The 19,125-nt window shown below is 59.7% G+C and carries 28 protein-coding genes; 7 read left to right on the top strand and 21 right to left on the bottom strand.

Annotated features, from left to right (window positions below):
• Positions 1 to 8: 8 nt before the first annotated feature.
• The 19 genes from ACI514_RS05295 to ACI514_RS05205 all read right to left on the bottom strand — a co-directional run bounded on the left by ACI514_RS05295 (position 9) and on the right by ACI514_RS05205 (position 13,648).
• Complete coding sequence (locus ACI514_RS05295; protein WP_405123213.1) at positions 9 to 1,703, bottom strand: phage tail protein; 1,695 nt, start codon at positions 1,701 to 1,703, stop codon at positions 9 to 11.
• Positions 1,704 to 1,712: 9 nt separating this feature from the next.
• Positions 1,713 to 2,237, bottom strand: a complete 525-nt coding sequence (locus ACI514_RS05290) for a phage tail protein (protein WP_122698986.1) — start codon at positions 2,235 to 2,237, stop codon at positions 1,713 to 1,715.
• Positions 2,234 to 3,409: a baseplate J/gp47 family protein gene (locus ACI514_RS05285; protein WP_405123212.1), complete on the bottom strand. Its 1,176-nt coding sequence runs from the start codon at positions 3,407 to 3,409 to the stop codon at positions 2,234 to 2,236. Before ACI514_RS05285 ends, ACI514_RS05290 begins: the two co-directional genes overlap by 4 nt.
• Positions 3,406 to 3,723: a DUF2590 family protein gene (locus tag ACI514_RS05280; RefSeq protein WP_071173502.1), complete on the bottom strand. Its 318-nt coding sequence runs from the start codon at positions 3,721 to 3,723 to the stop codon at positions 3,406 to 3,408. The genes ACI514_RS05285 and ACI514_RS05280 overlap by 4 nt, the downstream gene beginning before the upstream one ends.
• Positions 3,720 to 5,705: a phage tail tape measure protein gene (locus ACI514_RS05275; protein ID WP_405123211.1), complete on the bottom strand. Its 1,986-nt coding sequence runs from the start codon at positions 5,703 to 5,705 to the stop codon at positions 3,720 to 3,722. The genes ACI514_RS05280 and ACI514_RS05275 overlap by 4 nt, the downstream gene beginning before the upstream one ends.
• A 5-nt stretch (positions 5,706 to 5,710) precedes the next feature.
• A complete protein-coding gene (locus ACI514_RS05270; RefSeq protein WP_039013052.1) occupies positions 5,711 to 5,851 on the bottom strand; it encodes a DUF6890 family protein in 141 nt (46 codons plus the stop codon).
• A gap of 23 nt (positions 5,852 to 5,874) precedes the next feature.
• The gene (locus tag ACI514_RS05265; RefSeq protein WP_039756535.1) at positions 5,875 to 6,168 is read right to left on the bottom strand and encodes a putative phage tail assembly chaperone; all 294 of its coding nucleotides are present in this window, start codon (positions 6,166 to 6,168) and stop codon (positions 5,875 to 5,877) included.
• Entirely contained in the window at positions 6,165 to 6,692 is a 528-nt protein-coding gene (locus ACI514_RS05260) for a lysis system i-spanin subunit Rz (RefSeq protein WP_405123210.1), read from the bottom strand. Before ACI514_RS05260 ends, ACI514_RS05265 begins: the two co-directional genes overlap by 4 nt.
• Positions 6,689 to 7,216 carry a lysozyme gene (locus tag ACI514_RS05255; protein WP_405123209.1) on the bottom strand — a complete coding sequence of 176 codons (528 nt, stop codon included), beginning with the start codon at positions 7,214 to 7,216 and terminating at the stop codon, positions 6,689 to 6,691. The genes ACI514_RS05260 and ACI514_RS05255 overlap by 4 nt, the downstream gene beginning before the upstream one ends.
• Complete coding sequence (locus ACI514_RS05250; protein WP_039756531.1) at positions 7,213 to 7,509, bottom strand: hypothetical protein; 297 nt, start codon at positions 7,507 to 7,509, stop codon at positions 7,213 to 7,215. Before ACI514_RS05250 ends, ACI514_RS05255 begins: the two co-directional genes overlap by 4 nt.
• Entirely contained in the window at positions 7,509 to 7,718 is a 210-nt protein-coding gene (locus tag ACI514_RS05245; protein WP_039756528.1) for a TraR/DksA family transcriptional regulator, read from the bottom strand. Before ACI514_RS05245 ends, ACI514_RS05250 begins: the two co-directional genes overlap by 1 nt.
• Complete coding sequence (locus ACI514_RS05240; RefSeq protein WP_405123208.1) at positions 7,718 to 8,170, bottom strand: phage protein; 453 nt, start codon at positions 8,168 to 8,170, stop codon at positions 7,718 to 7,720. Before ACI514_RS05240 ends, ACI514_RS05245 begins: the two co-directional genes overlap by 1 nt.
• Positions 8,171 to 8,176: 6 nt before the next feature.
• On the bottom strand, positions 8,177 to 9,292 hold the full coding sequence (locus ACI514_RS05235; RefSeq protein WP_405123207.1) for a DUF2586 domain-containing protein: 1,116 nt from the start codon (positions 9,290 to 9,292) through the stop codon (positions 8,177 to 8,179).
• Positions 9,293 to 9,303: 11 nt separating this feature from the next.
• Positions 9,304 to 9,987 (bottom strand): phage virion morphogenesis protein, encoded by a 684-nt coding sequence (locus ACI514_RS05230; protein WP_071173509.1) that lies wholly within the window; start codon positions 9,985 to 9,987, stop codon positions 9,304 to 9,306.
• On the bottom strand, positions 9,974 to 10,426 hold the full coding sequence (locus ACI514_RS05225) for a phage tail protein (protein ID WP_405123206.1): 453 nt from the start codon (positions 10,424 to 10,426) through the stop codon (positions 9,974 to 9,976). Before ACI514_RS05225 ends, ACI514_RS05230 begins: the two co-directional genes overlap by 14 nt.
• A complete protein-coding gene (locus tag ACI514_RS05220) occupies positions 10,423 to 10,884 on the bottom strand; it encodes a head completion/stabilization protein (protein WP_405124199.1) in 462 nt (153 codons plus the stop codon). The genes ACI514_RS05225 and ACI514_RS05220 overlap by 4 nt, the downstream gene beginning before the upstream one ends.
• Positions 10,885 to 10,981: 97 nt before the next feature.
• Positions 10,982 to 11,704: a phage terminase small subunit gene (gene gpM / locus ACI514_RS05215; RefSeq protein ID WP_110645157.1), complete on the bottom strand. Its 723-nt coding sequence runs from the start codon at positions 11,702 to 11,704 to the stop codon at positions 10,982 to 10,984.
• Positions 11,701 to 12,720, bottom strand: coding sequence for a phage major capsid protein, P2 family (locus tag ACI514_RS05210; RefSeq protein ID WP_064392744.1), 1,020 nt, complete (start codon positions 12,718 to 12,720; stop codon positions 11,701 to 11,703). The genes gpM and ACI514_RS05210 overlap by 4 nt, the downstream gene beginning before the upstream one ends.
• 1 nt (position 12,721) lies before the next feature.
• Positions 12,722 to 13,648: a GPO family capsid scaffolding protein gene (locus ACI514_RS05205; RefSeq protein WP_405123205.1), complete on the bottom strand. Its 927-nt coding sequence runs from the start codon at positions 13,646 to 13,648 to the stop codon at positions 12,722 to 12,724.
• Between the two features lie 162 nt (positions 13,649 to 13,810).
• Here ACI514_RS05205 and ACI514_RS05200 point away from each other — a divergent pair, with 162 nt between their 5' ends.
• The 3 genes from ACI514_RS05200 to ACI514_RS05190 all read left to right on the top strand — a co-directional run bounded on the left by ACI514_RS05200 (position 13,811) and on the right by ACI514_RS05190 (position 16,964).
• Positions 13,811 to 15,850 carry a terminase large subunit domain-containing protein gene (locus tag ACI514_RS05200; protein WP_405123204.1) on the top strand — a complete coding sequence of 680 codons (2,040 nt, stop codon included), beginning with the start codon at positions 13,811 to 13,813 and terminating at the stop codon, positions 15,848 to 15,850.
• Positions 15,762 to 16,631, top strand: a complete 870-nt coding sequence (locus tag ACI514_RS05195) for a phage portal protein (RefSeq protein WP_405124198.1) — start codon at positions 15,762 to 15,764, stop codon at positions 16,629 to 16,631. The genes ACI514_RS05200 and ACI514_RS05195 overlap by 89 nt, the downstream gene beginning before the upstream one ends.
• Before the next feature lie 75 nt (positions 16,632 to 16,706).
• Positions 16,707 to 16,964, top strand: coding sequence for an ogr/Delta-like zinc finger family protein (locus tag ACI514_RS05190; RefSeq protein WP_064392752.1), 258 nt, complete (start codon positions 16,707 to 16,709; stop codon positions 16,962 to 16,964).
• Between the two features lie 55 nt (positions 16,965 to 17,019).
• On the opposite strand, the gene ACI514_RS05185 is transcribed toward ACI514_RS05190, so the two are convergent.
• Complete coding sequence (locus ACI514_RS05185) at positions 17,020 to 17,205, bottom strand: hypothetical protein (protein WP_405123203.1); 186 nt, start codon at positions 17,203 to 17,205, stop codon at positions 17,020 to 17,022.
• Positions 17,206 to 17,307: 102 nt separating this feature from the next.
• Positions 17,308 to 17,655 (bottom strand): helix-turn-helix domain-containing protein, encoded by a 348-nt coding sequence (locus ACI514_RS05180; RefSeq protein ID WP_177409285.1) that lies wholly within the window; start codon positions 17,653 to 17,655, stop codon positions 17,308 to 17,310.
• Positions 17,656 to 17,747: 92 nt separating this feature from the next.
• Here ACI514_RS05180 and ACI514_RS05175 point away from each other — a divergent pair, with 92 nt between their 5' ends.
• The 4 genes from ACI514_RS05175 to ACI514_RS05160 all read left to right on the top strand — a co-directional run bounded on the left by ACI514_RS05175 (position 17,748) and on the right by ACI514_RS05160 (position 19,123).
• Positions 17,748 to 17,948 carry a DNA-binding protein gene (locus ACI514_RS05175; RefSeq protein ID WP_095050509.1) on the top strand — a complete coding sequence of 67 codons (201 nt, stop codon included), beginning with the start codon at positions 17,748 to 17,750 and terminating at the stop codon, positions 17,946 to 17,948.
• 29 nt (positions 17,949 to 17,977) lie between these two features.
• Positions 17,978 to 18,451, top strand: coding sequence for a YmfL family putative regulatory protein (locus ACI514_RS05170; protein WP_405123202.1), 474 nt, complete (start codon positions 17,978 to 17,980; stop codon positions 18,449 to 18,451).
• Positions 18,448 to 18,813, top strand: a complete 366-nt coding sequence (locus ACI514_RS05165; protein ID WP_405123201.1) for a hypothetical protein — start codon at positions 18,448 to 18,450, stop codon at positions 18,811 to 18,813. The genes ACI514_RS05170 and ACI514_RS05165 overlap by 4 nt, the downstream gene beginning before the upstream one ends.
• Before the next feature lie 76 nt (positions 18,814 to 18,889).
• Positions 18,890 to 19,123, top strand: coding sequence for a hypothetical protein (locus ACI514_RS05160; protein ID WP_405123200.1), 234 nt, complete (start codon positions 18,890 to 18,892; stop codon positions 19,121 to 19,123).
• Positions 19,124 to 19,125: the final 2 nt, after the last annotated feature.

The following is a 19,125-nucleotide window of genomic DNA, read 5'->3' as shown; positions in this document are numbered from 1 at the left end:
GCTCGATCTCAATACTTGATGCAGTAGAAAAGGGCCAAGTTTCTAGGGCGTGTTTCGATGCCGCCGGCAGCGGCTACTGTTACGCCGTGGCTGTGGTTACCTGCCCAGTTAACCCCGACGTTGTGCGCATGGTGACCAGCGGCGGCAATGCCGACGTTGTGTGCGTGGTTGCCTTGGTAGTCGGTTCGCATTGGTTGGTTATCTGCGTTAAGCCCGCCGGGCATTTCAAGATCGACGATGCTGCCGCCACCCGCGGGGTATCCGACAGAAATACCCTGCCCTGAGGCCGCGATGCGCCATCCGTGGTCATGGTTGCCTTGAGCATCTGTCCATACGCTATGCACGTGGTTACCTTGCGCATCTGTCCAGGCCGTGTGCACGTGGTCGCCTCCAGCAGCAGCCGAGGCGCCGTGCGCGTGCGAGTGGATCATCATGTCCTGATAGACGCCGAACGCTCGGCCAGGATCCAGCCCGCGCCCGTCATCCCAGCCGCGAGGGAACAAGCCGCGCATATCGGGCAAATTGAAAGTGGTTGAACCATCGCCGGCGCCGTAGTGCGTCCCAAGCCAAGCGAAAAGTTGCGCAAATGTGGTACGGGAAACCGCCGCACCGTTGCACTTCAGCCATCCCGTCGGGGCAGCTGTCATTGCAAACGCTGCCACCATGCCAGTCATCGAATCGCCAACCTGCTTTTGTAGCTTGTTCAGGGCGGCGGTCGACGCCACGATCGTGCTGCTGTTGGTTGCTGGATCGTCGCTGATTGCGTTGGGCAGATTGCCCAGTCCAACGTCTTCTTTGGTGGTTGCCCGGGCGCGCAACTCCGCGTAATCCCCTTTACGCGCCGCCAAATGTTTAATGAGTGCGCCGGCGATCGGCTCAGGCTCACGGGCGTCATAAATCTCTGTAGGAGATGCGTAATAAGCGATCGGCACGCAGTAATGTCGAACCCCGGCAGCGTCGGTATAGTCGCCTTGCTGTCCGAAAATCACTTTCCACGTCGCGACCCGATCGCTTAATTGCCGCTCCAGGCAAACGTCCAGTGTCACCGTTCCCACGGCAACGCCAGTTAACGGGACAGGCTTCTCCATAAAAACCCGGATGCCTTCGATGTAGGCGGTGCCGGCGCCCAACTGGAAACCATTTTCGCCCTTCCCGAATGCCAAGGAGTTACCGAAAAAGCAGGCGCGGCCGTACACCTCACGGTTGCTCAGGCGCTCTCGCTCATCAATGCCGGCAAGGCGCACCGTAAAGTCATGCTGCCAGGTGCTGGCATCGATCTTGATGCCGGTCAGTTTCATGGCGCCGTCGAAGGCCACCAGAAAATTGCGGGTGACGTTGTTGCCGATCTGCTCCGGCGGAATATTTCTACGCTTTTGTTGCAGTGGCACCGACGACGCGGCGAACAAGATGCCATCGGCGTCCTCGAGGCCGACCCAATTAAAATCCCAGTCGCCAACGTCAGACCCCAGCTGTGCGCTGTACACCACTTGGTTCGGATTCACGAAACCCGCGTTCTTTTCCGGAATGGTGTAGACGTGAACGATCTGCGCAGCCGGTGGCTTGCCAGCAGCGCGATCGAGCGGCACGGTCGGATCAAGCCCGGGCACATTCGCAAAGATGAATCGGCTGACGATCAGCGGCTTTTGCTGGCTTTGTTTAAGGGCGATTTGGCTTTCGCCGGCCAAGGTAATACTGGCGCTCACGGTGAGCTCCTAAAGGCTGGCAACCAGCGTTTGCTGGTCGTCGTTGAAGTCGATCAGGGCGATTTGCAGCCCCACAGGGGTGATGGTGACGAAGTCGTAGCGCCGGCAGGTTCGGCCATATTGCTGAATCAGCACGCGCAAAAGTTCGGGATTGAGCGACAGTTGAGCGTTGCTGAACTTCAGCAGCACGACGTCCCAATCCCGGTCGGGCTGGCGTTCCTCGATCTCGACGTAACCCACACCGAGACGCTCAAAAATGCGCTTCAGGCCGGCAGTGCTACCGGCGTCGACCGAGTTGATAAACGCGTATTTCACGCGCAGTCGAAACAAGGACTCGGGTTCGCCCTTGAAACGTGTCACGTCCCGCTGCCAGGCCCACAGTTCAAGGATGCTCATGTGACAGGTGTCAGGATCGATCTGCGAGTAGGGCCAGCGCAGCCACCCGGTCACGGTTTCCCACCACGCCTGTGCAGCCGCGACCAGTTTTGAAAGCTCGGTACCGCCAAGCCAGAACGGCAGTTTCAGTTTGTTCATTGCACGTTCACCTTCAGCGACGTCAGGCGCGGGATGTCCAATCCGCTGGTGATGTCGACGCCCGGGGTAAATCGCAGTGAGGCGATATCGGAAAACTGCTGGTGCAGTTCCTCAGCTAGTCGACTAAAGCTGAAGCGCGACTGGGGATAAGTCAGCGTCGGCTGATAATCGCGGGGCGTGCTTTCCCGAAACGCGGCCCGGATGAATAGCTCGATCTCACTTTTCAGCGTGTCGATCTGCTCGACGCTCAGATTCGGTTGCGGCCAAAGCGTCATCGCAACGGTCACGGGCACTTCGGGCATGACCATGGCCAGCAGATCATCGCCGTGGCCATGGTTGCCCTGGTCGCGGATGTGCGAATTGATTTGCTCCAGGTAAGTCGCCGCCGGCACGCCCGCATCAAACAACACAAAGGCATTCGCGCTGCCCGGGCCACGCGGTGCGCCATGTTCGAAGTAAACGCCGTCCGGACGCACGCCCGGAAAGGCCGAGATCATGGCGCGATACACCGCGTCGGTGTGCCACTGATTCACGGCCGAGAACTGGTTGCGCACGCGCAAACGCAGCTGGTCGTTCGGTTCCGGATCCGCACCTGGTGATTCCAGCCAACCGTCCTTGTTCACTACCTGAACAATGCCGGGGATGGGCACCGGCAGAATGGCGTAGTAACCCGGGGCGAGGTTGAAACCACTGCCTGATTCGATCGCCTCCACCGGGACTTCCAGCTGCAGCTGGCCCGCGACGAACGCCGCTGGCGCCGTGGTAATCAATTGGTACACGTTGCCGTTGATGGCGGCCGACTGCACCACAATGCCTTTTTCCAGCTCCATAACGCCGTCCGGTAAGGCGCGGGTGAACAGCAATTTACCGCGGGCCTTGGTGGCGCCTTTACGCTCGACGTTGACCGCCCAGGCGAGCATGTCCAGCCAGGCGTCCACCGCCGTTTTCACAAAGAAGTTCGGCAGCACCGTCAGGCAGAGAAAGTCCAACAGCCACAACACCGGTTTGGTCACCAGCGCGGTCATCACCCGCCAGAACGGCGAATAACTGCTGGTGTTGGCCACCTTCGCGCCCCGGGCTTCAACCTCCTTTTCCCACGCCGCCTTCAAACCGGCCTCGGTGGTCGGGATGCCGGCGTCGGCGATCACCTTTTTAAAATCGACCTGGCTCACAGACTTACCTCAATCGAACCGAATTTCAGGGTTTTCGCAGTGACCAGGTACACACCTGGTTCCTGCTGGGTGATGCGTGCCGTGCCCGGCACCAGGCGCTGGTCGTCCTCCACCAACAGTTCCAGTTGCTGGATGCAGTCGCGCTGCCGCAGCCGATCGCGCTCGGCCACCAGCGTCACCAGCAACCCGCTATCGCGGATCATGTGAGCGATGTCCTGGGCGATGCAGGCGCGATCATCGACCAGCAGCGGCTGGTGTGACGGGTCGAGTGCCAGGTCGTTGTTGACGATCAACAGGTCTACGTACTCGCTCATCCGCCGACCGCCATCGCGACCATGTTTTCCACCTCCAGCGGGTTCATTGGTTTGCTGGTGTGAATGTTCACGTTCTCCACATGCGTGCCCTTGTTCTGGCTGCTGTTGTTGTTCTGGATACTGGTCAGCAAGCCGCCGGGCGGCACCGCCGAAGGGCGTGCCGGCGAAAGGCTGGGGATTGCCGCATTGATGGTTTGCTGGGCTTTCTGTGCGGCGTTGGCGGTGTCGGCGGCATTGGTCGCGGCATCGACGCCAGGCACTTCAGGCATACCGCCGAAGCGCGCTTCGATATTCACGCCCGGGATGCTGTTCAGCAGCTCGATCACGCCGTTTACGGCCTTGGTGAAAATGCCGACGATGCTGTCCCATGCGGCTTTGGCCATGCCTGACCAGCCGCCCATTGAGTTAAACCAGTCGGATAGCTTCTGCAGCTTGTCCGCGACGAACTGGAACGCGGCCGTGTTCATCAGGGCGGACGTCCATTCGTCCCAGTAGTAGACCGCCGCGACAATGACGGCCACCAGGGCGAGAACACCCACCACAATCCACACCATCGGGTTGGCCAACAGCGCCGCGTTGACCAGCCAGATCGCGCCCTGCCAAAGCAGCATGGCGCCGCGCACCAGGGCAAGGCCGGCGCTGAGCGTGTAGATCACGGCCATGTAAGCCAGGATCGCCAGTTTCTGCAGGACGAAGCCGGCGACCGTGCGCAGGTTGAGCAACTGAACCACCTTCCACACCGACACCAGGCCAAGCCAGGTCATCCGCGCAACGCCGACAACGACGGTCAACAACGACATGGCGCCGACGATGGCCATGATGGTCAGTGCGGTGATGCCGATCACCCGGGTGATGTTGGGAAACAGCTGCGACCAACGCACCAGGGTTTTGCCGATGTCGACCATCTTGTTCATGAACGGCGTCAGCACCGGGATCAGCACTTGGCCAAACACCACACGCATGACCTCGACCAGAGACGCCCACTGCTGCCACGGATCGACCATCGCCCTGGCCATCTGCTCGGCATTTTCCAGACCGCGCACCTTGCCCAGCTGCTCGATGCCGTTACGCAGTCGATCGGTGTCCTTGGCCAGCGCGCCGATCACCTGGGCACCTTCGCCGCCGAAGGCCTCCATTAACTTGGCGCCGGCCGAGGCGCTGGTCAAATCACCGAACTTTGCCTGCAGCTTGTCCAGAATCGCCATCATCGGCAGGACTTTGCCCTGTTGGTCGGTGAACTGCATGCCGAGCTTTTCCGATGCGGCACCGATGTTCTCGAAAAACGCTTTGTAGCGTCCGCCGGCGTCGCCGCCCTCCATGGTGCTGCTCAGCGTGCCAATCACCGCCATCTGTTCGGCAAGGTCGACGCCGGATGTGGTGGCGATCGCGCCGGCCTCCTTGAAGGCGTCTTTCATCGCGGCACCGCTGGTGCGGAACAACTGCACAGCCAGCGCCGTTTGCCCGCCAAGTTTTTCCACCCATGCACCCTTCCCCATCGCATCCGCTTGGGACTTCTGCAGGTTGTAGAGCGTGCCGACGTATTCGCCCATGGTTTCGGCGTCGGACTTGGTAGCTTTCGCCAGCAAGTTGCTAGTGTTGGTGAACGTGGCGAGCTGGTTACCGGCAAGCCCCTTGATGGCGCCCTCGATCAGGTAGGCCGAGGCGACAAAATCCTTGGCGTTCTCGCCGTAGCTCACCGCGAATTGCAGCGACTTGGCATTGAGTGCCGACAACGCATCCTCGGCCACGCCCAACGATCGGACGTCGCCCAGGGCGCGATTGACCTCCAGCGCCGGTTCCATGGACTCACGGATCCCGACCACAGCAGCGGTCACGCCGCCCAGGCCAAGCCCGATCGTCTTTATGTGTTTTTCACTCTGATCGGCAAGCTCGGAAAACCCCATTTTCACCTTGCCCAGAGGCGCGGTGACCTTGTCCTGCAAGCTGAGAATGAAAGCCAGGCTGGCGCTACGGTCTGCCAAAGTCGTTACCCGTTCAGCGCAAGAGCAATGCCGTTAGCCACGGCAAACTCCATGCGTCTCCAGTGTTCGTCCTCCAGCCACTTGGCCGTCCCCATCGCCTCGGGCGTGGGTTCGGCACCAGGTAGCCAGCGGTTCGTCAGGGCCATCAACTGGCCCAATCCGTTTTCGCTTAAGCGCTCAGCGTGCTCGAGCGCTTTTTTACGATCACCTCAACGTTCGGCGCGTACTCCTCGAGCAGCGCGCCGGCGATCTGCATCACCATCACCGGGTTGCCCAGCAGCGGTTTCAGCACGGTTTTTTGTTCCTGCAGCACAGTGGTCATCAACAGGTTGTTGCCCGGGGCGACCTTGTTGGTTTGGGTCAGAGCGTTGAAATACTTGGTGACGTCGGCCGGGGTCAGGTTGAAGGTGAATTCCTGTTCGCCGACTTCCAGGGTGATTTCGGTGTTGTTCTGTTGGCTCATTGGGTAGATCTCTTGTTGAGGTTGGGAAAAGTGGTGTCCTGGTGCGCTGGCGATCGCTGGCACACGCCACGGACGTATTGCTGCAGTCCGAGAATCATTTGCCGGCTTAAGGCGAGCTGATTACGGAGGGTGAAATAATCCGGTCGAGCGTCTGCTGCGAGTTCGGCGCGTCCTGCATCAGCCATGCGGGCGGTGCCGGCGGTGGCGGGCACAGATCCGGTGGCGGGACAAGTGGCGCGGACGAGCAACCGGCCAGAGCCATCGCTAACAGCGCGGCGCAGGCGCTCGTTTTCAGTGAGTACATCGGTCAATTCCTGGGTGTTTCGTTGGTCTATCGCGTCCCGCTCGGCGAGCATTTCGCCGCTGATTCGGGCCGCTTCACGCAGGCCGCCCGCTTCCCATTGCGCGCTGTCGCGCTCGCGCCTGGCGTCGTCGCGCTGATCGGTTACCTGATCGAACGCCATCCACACCAGCAGGGCGACCAGCAATAGGAAAGGTGCCAGGCGCAACGGGGAAAGGCTCATTGCAGGCACAGCTCCATTTCAGCCAGCCGACGGTTGTGCAGGCCTTGAACGAAGCGCTTGCGGCCCTGCGCGTCGGTCACATACGCCCATACCGGTGTCTTGCCGTCCGGTGCCCAAGCCAACGCCCTGCAGCCGTCAGCAATGCGGCCGGCGTTGATCAACGCCACCGCCCGACTGGCGCAAGTGCTGGGCGCACCGACGTTGTGGCCATGGCTGGTCAGCGCGTCGAAAGTGTTCTGGCTCACGTCCGGGTTGGTGATGCAGTCGGCCAGCTGCAGCTGGGTTTTGCGGATCACCAACTGCTCCACCTCCGCGCAACGATCGGGCGACCAGTAGTCACCGACTACCACCGGGAACGGGCTGGTGTGCCGGGTGATGCCCTTGCAGACAGTGGGCAGTCCGCTGGCCAACTTGTCGGCATAAACGGTGTTCTGGCCACGGCCTTCCCAAGTGCCCAGGAAGATCACCAACGGAGCGCTGGCCAGCGCAATCACACCGGCTTGAATCCTGCCGCGCAGGCTCATGGGAACCACACCCGCAACAGTGCCGGCACAACCATCTGCAGCACAGAAGCGACCACCGTGAGAATGGTCAGCAAGCGGCCGACCTTGGCGCCGATGTCATTCACCGCGACCGTCAGGGTCTGCTGGCCAGCGTTCAGTTCCGATAGCTGCCCGGCCATGTGTTCGAACCCCTGTTCCAACTTGGTCACGCGGGTAGGCACGGTTTCGTGGCGGTCTTCCAACTCGCTCAGCCGGTGTTCAAATACGGCGAATCTCTGCTCCAGCGTTCCGAGGCGTGCGGCGTCAGTCGTCATCAGCGTTTACTCTGCTCAAAGCCCGTCTGGCACGGGACACACCGCGTTTTACCGCCCAGTGCCTGGCGCGCCGGCGGGATCTCGTTGTCGCAGTCCTCGCAATGGGTCAGGCTTGGCCCGACCGGCACAGGCGTCAGCAGCTGGGCCTTGATCGCCTGGTCACGTTGGCGTTGCTCCAGCTCCTGGGCGCGGTCGAACCAGTCCACCATTAACGGATCCCCTCGATCTCGGTAGCGTCGAGGTACGGAACGCCGTTGATGTGAATGAAGTCCGGACTGGTGACGTCAAACGGCACCTTGTGTTTGGTCTTCTCGCCACCTTTCGGGTCGATCGACAACAGGCTGGAGATCTTCACCTTGCAGCCGAAGGCTTCCACGCGCAGTTCCTCGTCTTCGCCGGCCTTGGCGAAGAACACTGCGTCAAACGGCTTGAGCTTGCGGAAGCTGCCCGCCGATCGCGCCGCATCGATCAGCAACTGAAAGTTGGTGCTGTCCAGTTCCAGTTCGCCGGCCGCAGCCACGTCGCCCTCCACGTAGCCGTCAGGCACACCACGCGTCTGCGCCACGGCCGAGTTATCGGTGATGTCCAGGGTGCAGCTCTCGACGTGCAGCGATAGATCGCCCAGGCTCACGTCGAAGTTCTTGCCGCCAATTTTTGCCATGGGGCGTTACTCCGCTTTGTCAGTGGAAAGATCCAAGGCGATGTTCGCCGTGAGGTCTTTCGGGCAGTTGAGGGGTTTGAGCTTGATGTAGGCCGCAACCTTGGTTTTGCTGAGCCATTCCAGCACCAGGTCACCGTCTTTCGGCGGCTCGATGTCACCGGGGAACACCTCGCCGTTGAACTTGATGGACTTGGCCATGGCACGCAGAGGCGCCATCAGTTGGTTGGTGTTCACCGCCATGCTGTTGGGGGTACTGTTCAAGCGGCGATCGGCTACACGGCGGATAAGCAGCGGGCGAATCAGGCGAGCGGCTTTGTCGGTGATGCGCAGGTATTCCACGACCTGAAAGTCACTGCCCGGGGTGTCCAACATGTTGCAGTCACCCCAGTACACGCCCGGGTAGTCGGGGTAGGTCTGGGTGACGGAGAACCGCGCCCGATCCAGTTCACTGCGCACAGCGGACGGCAGCGGGATCAGCTCCATATCGATAGGCACGTCGCCAAGTCCCAGCACCGGGCCGGTGGCCACGCGCATCGGACTATCAGCGATGCTGACTGCCGAATTGGCCAAGCGGCCAGCCAGCACGCCCAAGTCATTACCGTGCAGTTGCGGCACCGGTGAAACGCGCGGCGCTGCCAGACCCGCTACCAACGCTTTTTGCTCGCTCAGATACTGTGCCCAGGTTTGGTCGACGGCGATGCCGGCGGTGCTTGCCAGAAAGAAAACACGACGGCCGTAGGTGTTGTTCAGGGCGACGGCCGCGTCATTCATGGCCGATAATTCGTCACCCTTGGTGACAGGCTTGGTGACGATTACCGCTTCCACCGACACCCCTTGTTGCTGGGTTTTCTCCAGAGCGGTGGCCCAGTCGCCTTCGGGGCCGATCGGGGCCGCCATGCAGGCCCAGCGCTGGCCACCGTTCAAACGTGCGGCGGTGATTTGGGTTTTCAGATCGCTCGCTGGGACGCCCAGGGCGGCGTCCAGATCGCTGTCGGTGTTCAACGGAATGATCTGGCCGACGTTTTTGGCGGCGGGACCGATGAAAAGAAAGTAACGCTCAACCTCTGTCACGGCGCCCTGGCCTAGATTGAGATTGTCGACGGTGACTTGACCGAGTGCCATGCAGTGCCTCGTTAGCGGGGTGAAGTTAGGATTTGTTGCAACACCTGGTTAATTAGGAGATTGGTTTCGCGCTCAGTTTCGGCGCCGATGAACTGGCGTTTCGGCAGCGTGATTTCCCAGCTCTGCGCGCCGGTGCTTTCGCTGCGCTGGTCGTCTAGGATCCGGATCAGCAAACCGGCTTTGGCGTAGTTCACATGCTCCTGAATCCACGCCACAGACGGCCGGGTCAGCGTCTTTTTGCCTGCTTGGCGCACACGGAAGCCCAACCGCCGCAAGCGCTTGGCTTGCTTGTCGGTTGCTGCCAAACCCGGTGGGGTCTTGTTCCATCGGCGCATCTGTTGGGCGGTGCGGCGCTCACTGACGCCGTTGTGCTGCTGCGCGGCGACCCATCGGGTCAGGGCGTTTTTCCAGCCCAATTCCGCTTCATCAGCAGACACCCGGGTGACCACCATCAACTTGGCCAGGCCGGCTTCCATCTTCTTTTTGCCCTTGGTGTCGCCCTTGCGTGGGGCGAAGGGTGTGCCGTCCAGGTTCTTCTGCTCACGCACTCGCTTGCGGCTCATCGTCCGCACGCGTTTGGTTACCTGGTTCAGCAAGCGGCGGCGCAATTGCGGCGGCAGGCTAAGCAACGCCAGTTGTTCGCGTACGCCCAAGCGACCCCGAATGTCGAGTTCGAACGTGCTACGCCCGGCCATCGGTGGCCACCTCGCCGCGCTCTGCAATCCACAGATCAAACGGGACAAAGGCCCAGGTCTTGCCGAAGGCTTCGATCTCGCCGGCAGGGTCTTCGGCCAGATACTGCGGCTCGACAAACTCCAGCGTGATTTCCACGTCGAACAGATCGTTATCCAGAGGCTCGACAAGGAACTCCGGCGCCGGCAGTTCTTGGCGGTCACGGTTGGCGTCGTGGTTTTCCAGCCAACTGCCTACCAACGCCATCATGCGAGCCGGATTGGCGGCGAAACGCTCCAGGACAATCACGGCGCGATAGTGCATATCGGCAAAGTGCATGCCGTCGACGTCGGGTTTCCAGATCAGCGAAAGCTTTACCTGCTCCGTCCAGCTGTCGAGTTGTTCAGGCTCGACCAGGCGACGCTCCAACAGATACGCGGTCAGTGTCTGCAGCTTGGTCATACGATTGCCGCCGTGATTCGGCCGCGCCCCTGCAGCGAGCGAACCGCCTGCTGGCTGAACTGCAGAAACGTCTCGCCGCGTTCGGGCATTTCTTTGCCGGTGTTTTCGGCGCTTTCACGGCGGCTTACCGTGGCGAACTGCGTCAGCAAGCTGGCCTTGGCTCGGCAATACACGGCGCGCTTGTACGTCGCTACGTGAAATGTGGCGTCAGGCAGCACCTTAGGGTCACCAGATTCCACGGAGGTGATGCCCACGCTCTGCCATTGGCCTTTGCGTTTGGACAAATCGCGATTGATCTCAATCATCGCGGTAGTCAAATCAGAGACCAGCATGTCAACCAGGTACTCCGCCGGCAGGCGGTAGCCCTTCTGAAACTCGGACACGGAGAGGTTCGGCCAGAAGCCGTCGTTCTCAATCGCCTGTTCCACAAAGGTGGTGGGTTTCCCGGAAAAGCTCATTGCTGGCCGCTCGAATAGGGCGGGGATACTGTTTTTCGTGGGGCTGGCCATGAATGGCAGACACACGTCCACAGTTCCCCGCTGGGGGGGTAGTCGGTTATTGGGCGCCGGTCACGGCGGGGGTTTGTTTGGCGATCGCCTTGCGGCATTTCGCAATGCGCGTCTCATTGCCGGCTTTCGCGTACAGCTCGGTGGAGCGTTCCAGATGCTGGAGCGCGGTTTCCCACTGCTCGGCCTCCATGGCGCGCATGCCGATCAACTTGTGGTACTTGCTGGGGATCTGTTCGGTCAGCTCCCATTCACCGTCGACACGCGGCAGCAGATCGGACAGGTACGGCTCCGGGCTGCGTTGCGCGTTGTATTCGGCGTAAGCCCAATCGATCACTGCGTCCGCAACGAAGGTTTGCACGTCGCGGCGCTTAAACCGCTCGGGCATCTCCTGGCCCTGCCCGATCGCAAAGTCCGCGAGTGCCAGGCCGTCTTCGAACTGCTCGGTGTCGAACAGCCAGACCATCACCTGCACCAGAACGCGGTTCGGCATCACCAGACCCGAGTCCATGTAGCGCTGAATGAAATCCTGGTACTTGGGCAACAGCTCCTCGCGCTTGAGTGCCTGACGCCCGGCTAAGCCCTTGATATCGCTCAGGCGCTGCAGATCCTGATCCAGAGAGGCTTCCATCAGCAGCAGGTGCTTTTTCGCGTTGGCCGGGCTGCTCAGGGCTTCCGCCGGCGAATACGCCAGCGGTGCGGCGGCTGCAGCGATTACTGCAGCAGTTCCCTGTGCCAAAGTACGGCGCTTGTGGGCAAGGGCCAGGCTCATGCGGCCAACTCAACGTTTTCAGTAAACGCGATCTTTTCCAGCTGCTCGATCACGTAGCCTTCGTTGCGGCTGTTGTAATCCTCGACACGGGAGCGTTTCGGGTTGTCTACGGTTTGCTTGCGCCAGCTGGAGTCCTGGAAGTAGATCGACAGATTGTCCCAACTGGTGACCAGCACGCCGTTGACCGGGAAGAACGGCACGCTGAAGCTCGGGAGGCCACCGTACGTGGCGATCACCTGGGCGTCCTCGATGCGCTCTTTCTCGGTCGGTGTATCACCTTGCTTGGCGTACAGCTTGGCCTTGTCAGCCGCTAACAGGTCGGTGCCGATAATGGCGATCAGGTCGCCGCCATCGCGCAGGCGTTCGTCCACCATTTGCTTAGTGTCATGCACCAGGGCGTCCAGGTTGGCGTAATCACCGCCCTGCCCCAAGATTACTTTGCCAGCGGTTTTGCCTTCCTTGAGTACCTGTTGTGGGGCTTGCTCGCGCAATTGTTGCAGCCAGCCTTTGTTCACGTCCTGCAGCATTGGGTAAGCGGCAATATCGGTCTGCGCAGCGGCTTTCAGGCCGTGGAAACCGACCATGATGCGGTCCAGAGCGATCTGTTTCTGCACAGCCGCCGAGTAGCGCTGATGAAAGTCCGGAAACTTGGCCCAGGCGTCGATTTTCGCGTACGGCAACCCCACGTCCGACTCGGTGGACGAGAGTTCGTAGGTGGTGTTGTCCAGCTCGGAGGCGTCTTTCGCTTCGCGATCGGTGGTCTTGGTGTTAGTACGGCCAGTCACCGGGCCGGAAACACCGATGAACACCTTCTCGCCCTTGATTTCGCTCACGCCAATGACGTTGATGCGCGAAAGGAAGTCCGACTTGGCGGTGATGGCGTCGTTCAGTTCCTGGGTGATGGACGGCTCAACGCTGAACATCTTGCTGGACAGCTCGACGCCGTAAGTTTCGGCCATGGCCAGTTGCATGGCTGCATACATCTTGGCGCCGTAGGCGCTCAGGGAACGGGCCATATCAGAGTACCCGCGCTTTGGTTTTGTCGGCTGCGCCGGTGGAGCGCGGCAGCTGACGACCGGTGGCAGTGTTCTGCAACGTGGTGAACTGTTGCTGCAAACTCGTCAGAGCTGCCAGCACGGCCTTGTTCGAAGTGCCGCCGGTACGTTTGAATTCGCGTTCTTCTTCGGCGGTGGTGACGATCTCGTCGACTGCCGCGCTGACGTCATCGATCGGGGCTTGATCGGGTTCAGGTGCGTCTTCGGCAGCAGGCTCAATCACGGCCTGAATGCCGGCAGCGACGACCAGCAGCTGGGCCAGCAGGGCTTTCAGAGCCGTTGCGGTAGCTTCATCCATTGGGGGTTTGCTCTCGGTTGGGGTTTGCGGAGTGGTTTCGGCGGCGGTGTCGTCAATGCCGAAACGCTTGAACAGGCGGGTGAACATGCCGACAAGACGGCCAATCTCGCCCTGCGCTTCGGTTTCGCGTAGAGGGCCGAGTTCTTGGGATGCGGCGTAGTACGCATCGCGGCTGGTGCGACTGGAGAAGTAGAGTTCCTGCGTGCCGACGCTGGCGGGTTCGTCGGTGACGGCGATACCGGTCATGTAGGCTTTGCCACGGCCCCGGAAATTCGGCTTGATCTCGATGCTGGTGAACAGCTTTTCGCCGGCGTCGTTCAGGCGCAGCAGCTTGTCGTTTGGCTTCAATTGCGCTTCAAGGGCGACTTGGCCAGGTTCCAGATCGTCCCCCTCCTCGACCAGGCGCACAGCAAAAACCGTCCCGTGAGATCCGAACCAGCGTTCGTGTTCACACCAGATAACAGCGGTGTACAAAGTTGGCGTGTAGGTCTCAGCGATGTCGCGCAGTTCCTGGGGAAGGATCTCGCGACCATCGACGGTTGGGCCGCTGGTGGCTACACGTTTCCAGTAGGAGACAAGGGAACGGGGCATGAGTGGTGACTGCGCTCAATCGTTGAATGAGCCGCCACGATAGGGAGCCATTACCCGCCAAACAAACGGTTGAAATTCAGGGTTCTCCTATTTTCGAGAGATAGGCGGATCGCAGCATTTAACCCCGCGTTTCCGGGGTTTTCGCCGCATAGACTGCGGCCCATGAACTACCCGACCGAAGTTAAAGAAGCTGCAAAACGCCTCTACCTGCGCCGCTGTTCGGTGAAGGAAATACAGGCGCATTTGAAGCTGCCCAACATCCGAATCGTTTACTACTGGATCCGCCAAGGCGGCTGGGACGAAATGCTCACGGATGAAGAACCGTTGAGCGCGGTCAACCGGCGAATCACCCTGATCCTGGAAAAGATCGATCCGCTGACGAAAGCCGAACTGGACGAACTGGAGCAACTGACGGGCCTACTTGAGCGGCTGAAAAAACTTGCGGCCAAGCCTGCACAGGCAGCGCCAACGAACTCACCGGACGAGCCGCGCGAACGCCAGCCTGGTCAACGTCGTGAACGAGGCGAAGGCGGCAAGAAGCGCGAAAAGAAGGCGAAAAACGACGTCAGTGGCCTGACCGAACTGGACTTCCTCGATAAATTCATTTCGAAGATGTACGGCTACCAGAAAGAGCTGTTCGAAGCGAAACAGAACCCGCTGACTCGCCGTGTCCGGAACATCCTCAAAAGCCGTCAGGTCGGTCTGACTTACTACTTCGCCGGCGAAGCGTTCATGGACGCCGTGCTGAGCGGTGACAATCAGGTGTTTCTGTCTGCCAGCCGATCGCAGTCCGAGATCTTCCGCAGCTACATCATCCAGTTCGCCAAGCAGTGGTTTGATATTGAGCTGACCGGCAACCCGATCACGCTCAGCAACGGCGCCGAACTGCGCTTTCTCAGCACCAACAGCAGCACTGCCCAGGGCTATCACGGCCACGTCTACGTGGACGAATACTTCTGGATCCGCGACTTCGAAAAACTCAGCACCGTGGCCAGCGCCATGGGCACCCACAAGAAGTGGCGAAAAACCTATTTCTCGACGCCCAGCGCGGTGTCGCACCAGGCGTATCCGTTCTGGTCGGGCGAGGAATTTCGCAACAGCAAACGCGGCAAGAAGGCTGGTGGTGTGTGGCCGAGCGAAGCGGCCTACACGCAGGGAGCGCTGTGTCCGGACGGCCAGTGGCGCAAGACGATCACCCTGGACGATGCGATCGCCGGCGGCTGCGATCTGTTCGACCTGGAGCAGCTGCAGCTGGAGTACGACGAAGACAAATTTCAGCAGCTGTTCTACTGCAAGTTCATCGACAGCACCCAAAGCGCATTCAGCCTCAAGGATCTGGAACGCTGCTACTCGGATCTGTCGTTGTGGGAGGACTACAACCCGGAGCTGGATCGGCCATTCGGTAACAGTCCGGTCTGGCTGGGCTACGACCCGAGCCGCACCCGCGACGACGCCACCTGTGTGGTCATCGCGCCACCGCTCGAACCCGGGGCGAAGTTCAGGATTCTGGAGAAGCACAGCTGGCGTGGCCACTCGTTCACCTACCAGGCTGCACAGGTCAAGAAGCTGACCGAGCGCTTCAACGTCCAGCACATCGGCATTGACGTCACCGGCGTGGGTTACGGCGTGTTCGATCTGGTGCGCGACTTCTACGCCAAGGCGACACCGATTCACTACAGCCTTGAGGCGAAAAACGCCCTGGTGCTCAAAGCCCAGGACACGATCCAGGGCAGTCGCATCGAGTGGGACGCCGGCTGGACCGATATCGCCCAGGCCTTCCTGACCATCAAGCGCGGCGCCACCAACAGTGGCCAGATCACCTACAGCGCATCGCGTACCGAAGCCACCGGTCACGCCGACATTGCTTGGGCGGTGATGCACGCCCTGTCCAACGAACCTTTGAACACCAACAAGCGGCGTCGCAGCCGCTACGTCACGAGTAACCAGAGCAGCCATGGCCAACCGCAAGCGCAGAAAGCAACACGTAGCCCAACCAACGCAGCAGCCGATGCGCTCATTTACGTTCGGGGAACCGGAACAAGTGCTGTCCGGCAACATCGGCGAGTACGTGGGCGTGTTTCCCAGCGACGACGGCAAAATCTACAAGCCTCCGGTGTCACGGGCTGGTCTGGCCAAGCTGCTGCGCGCCAACGCGCACCACGGCGCCATTCCAAAATTCAAACGCAACCTGCTGTTGCGTGAGTTCATCCCTTCGGCCGGCTGCAGCACTGAGACGATGGGGCGCGCCGGGCTGGACTATATGGTGTTTGGCGAATCGTACTTCTACAACGACACCAACGCGTTCGGCCAGGTGCTGGAGCTGCAGCACCTTCCGGCCATCAACATGCGGGTAAAGGTCGACGGCGGTTTCGTCATGCTGCTGCCCGACAACAAGGAAATGGAGTTCGAACAGCACGAGATCTCCCACGTCCTGGACTACGACGTGGAACAGAACATTTACGGGATCCCGGACTACTTGGGCGGGCTGCAGGCGCTGCTGCTCAATGAAGCGGCCACCCTCTTCCGCCGTAGGTACTACAGCAACGGCGCGCACGCCGGCTACATCTTCTACACCAATGATCCTGACCTGACTGAAGAGGACGAAGACGAGCTGCGCGCACAGATCAGCGCCAGCAAAGGCGTAGGCAACTTCCGCTCGATGTTCGTGAACATCCCCAACGGCAAGGAGAACGCGATTCAGATCATCCCCGTGGGTGACTTCCAGGCGAAAGACGAGCTGGAGAAGGTGAAGAACATCACCCGAAACGACGTTATCGCCGCTTGGCGTATGAACCCGGCACTGGCCGGCATCATCCCGGAAAACACCGGTGGTTTCGGAGACATCGAAAAGATCGATCGCGTGTACACCAGCAACGAGATCCGGCCGATCTGCCAGTTGTTCAACCAACTGAATGACAAGCTGCGAGAAGACAGGCGCTTTAGCTGGAAGCCTATTCCTGAAGCAGTGGATACCACTGCATGAACAACCATACGGAGAGAAAGCCACCACATATTGTGGCAATATGGTGGCGATCAGCTGCCCCTGGGGAGGGACACAATGAGAGTTGTATGCAATTGCGGACACAAGGGCCGGATTGCCTCGCGGGAAGAGGTAACCAGAGCCTTTGTAAAACTGTACTGCCAGTGCCTCGACGCAAAGTGCGGGCACACATGGGTGGCAAATCTGACGTTCTCGCACACGCTCAGTCCGTCATCGCAGACATTCGAGCGGATGTTGATCGATCGCTTGCGGGAAATGCCCCGAGCGAAGCAGCGGGAGCTTTTCGAGCAACTGGGATCGCAGGCGGTTGCGTAGCTACAAACCGCCAACGCCTTAGCGCCAGCGATCGGGATCATTCAAGGAATGACGGTCAGCCCTCTACTTTCTCCTTTGGGTTGATTGCCAGTATCTCGGCCACGCGACGAACCTGTTGCTGTTCAATGCGGCTCAGCCGGCGATACAGATCGATCAGTCGACGCTCAATGTCCGTGAGTACGGTAGTTTCCGACCCGGCGTGTTCGAGGTTGATGTGATTGTTCTTCTTGCGATCCAACATGCTAACTACTCCATAAAGTGCATTGCTGAATGGACTTTATGGGGGGTGCGCAACTGCATTGGAATAAGAGATACCCCAATGACTGTGCGGGATTGTTGCGAGTTAAGACCGGTGCCGGGCGGCGTCGTCGGCCATTGCTTCAAGGAAACGACGAATCGCCTTCTGATCATCATCAGGGATCGACCTGAATTGCATGATCATCTGTTCTTCCGAGGGGCTAAAAAGTTGGCCCAACGGTGTCGCATGACGTCCCGTAAGCACGTAAGCCGCATCTACCCCCTTCTCTTCCAGGGCCGTGACGTAACGAAGGTCAAGGGAGCTGGCTCCCAGTTCGTAGTTCTTTTGCGTTCCCCTACTGACTCCCAGTAGGACTCCAAACTCTGTTTGATTTAACCCCAAGCGCTCGCGCTCTTCCCTGAGGCGTTCACCTACTCGATCCGCTATGAGCATTTTTTTAGTCACCACCATTGACTTGATCATTTTTTTGACCAAGAATCACCACAGACAAACGCAAACAAACACAAATGAACAGAGGGAACACTATGCCCGCCACCATTACGCACGAGCAAGCCCGGGCGGCTCTCGATCGAAAGGGACTAAGTATCGCGGAGTTCAGTCGCAAGCATGGGCTGAACAAAAATTTGGTCAGCGACCTTTTGAACGGTCGGATCAAAGGTCGCCGAGGGGAGGCACATCGCGCCGCCGTGTTGCTAGGCATCAAAGACGGCGTAATTGAACAGTAATCGCGGCGCTCCACAGGGAAAAGTAGAAGTTGAAAAGTCCAATCCTAGACACTCGCAAAGAAGTCATGAGCGAGATCATCCGCAGTTACGCTGGTGGACGCGAAGCCGCTGCTGCGCGCCTGGGTCTGAAGCTCAAAAAATTCGACAACCATGCCTACGAAAATGCTGGTTGCAGTCCCCTCAACGACTTACAAGTTTTCATGCTCGAGCAGGACTGTGGAACTCAGCACTTCCCTACTTACGTCGCCTCGATGTATGGGGGACTGTTCGTACCGGTGGCCGATCCTGAAACGCTCGACAATGTCGAACTCTACAAACGCTCCGTGCAGGTTTCTGCAAAGCGAGGGTGTGTTGATCAAGCAATTGCCGCCGCTCTTGAAGACGGTTCGATCAGTGATGAAGAAGCCGAATTCATCATGGACGCGCATAACCTCCACGTAGCAGCAAGGCACGCAGAAGTGCTGGCTGCTATCGCTCTCTACCGCGCAGGAAAAGCTCAATGAACAATTTGTCTGCGGTACGGGAATACCAGGATGTCCTGCAGAGCGCCGCGCTGTCGTTTCTTGAGCGTCACCACTGCGAACACCTAAGCGACGATCAGCAACTGTTCAGCCGGGCTGTTCAACACCTGGTTGCAGACTACGACGTGCAAACGCAGGTCGCTGAAAAAATCGTTCACCTGGCAGGCACCACCATGGTCGCCGTTCGCGATCGGCAACGCCTGAACATCCAGAGCAGCACGTCGACGCACACCGTGATCGTTGATCCGGTCACCGGCCGACAATGGGCCGTACCGGTCAGCCTCATCTATGAGCGAATCATCAACGCGCCAGACATTGGTCGCCTTCGCTTAGCCAACTCGTAACACCACTCCCTCAAACAAACGCCTGCCCCGCACTCCGTGGGTTTGGGTGAGCTGCGCCCGAAATCGAGGTTTCAAGATGGGAAAAGCCGTAATTGTGACCACCCAGCTGCCACCTGCAGAGGCCGAAGCACTTCTGGCTGCGATGCGTGAGCAGTACCGCTTGAGCCTCAACGACTACTGGTACGCGGATGAATACCGGTATGTCCCGCAAGAAAAACGGCACAGCTCGATTCTCGAAAAAACTCCGGTGATGGCCGCCCAGAAACGCCTGATGGCCGCCCTATCCCTCAGCCTCAAAGCAGTGAAGTAATC

This window comes from Pseudomonas sp. M20 (genome assembly GCF_045037865.1).
Taxonomy (GTDB): domain Bacteria; phylum Pseudomonadota; class Gammaproteobacteria; order Pseudomonadales; family Pseudomonadaceae; genus Aquipseudomonas.
This window is presented reverse-complemented; position numbering and strand designations above follow the sequence as displayed.